Genomic DNA, 582 nt, shown 5'->3' with positions numbered 1-582 from the left:
TAGGGGTGAATGCGGGTATTGGTGCGACTTTGGTTGTGTTCCCAAAACTGAGCGCTTACTTCGCTGATGGCCGCGCAGATCAGGGTTACTTACCAGCAGTGATTGTGTTGATGATTGCGGGTTTGTTCTTCATGCTGAACGGTTTTTACAACACCAAAGAACGCATCTCGACGAAGAGCTGCGAAAAAGTCACGCTAAAACAAACCTTTCAAGCCGTTCGTAAAAATAAGCCGTTGTTTTTTATTCTGGCAGCGTTTTTCATGAATGTGTTTTTCAATCTAGTGAATGGCCTGTACATTTTCTTCTTCACATACAACATGGGAGATGCAGGGTTAGTCTCTCTGATTGGTACCATCACTTTGGTAAGTGCGATTGCGTGTTTGGCTACGCCTGTGCTGACAAAGCGTTTCAAAAAGCGTGACATCTTTATTGCGCTGTGTGTTTTAGAGATCATCGCTCGCATTGGGTTCTATTTTACTGGCTATGATAATCCAACGGTCGTGATGGCGTGGTTAGCGGTGATTACAGGCATCTTTATGATGACCAACCCTCTTATCTCGGCGGTGATTGCAGACACAGTAG

The 582-nt window shown here is 45.0% G+C and carries 1 protein-coding gene; it reads left to right on the top strand.

Going from position 1 to position 582, the window contains the following annotated elements:
• Window positions 1-582, top strand: a 582-nt coding sequence (locus R7R24_RS28880) for an MFS transporter (RefSeq protein WP_318120482.1), incomplete at both ends; no start/stop codon positions are given.

Source organism: Vibrio sp. 704, from assembly GCF_033339295.1.
The sequence above is the reverse complement of the archived record's forward strand: the minus strand, read 5'-3'. Positions and strand labels throughout refer to the sequence as shown.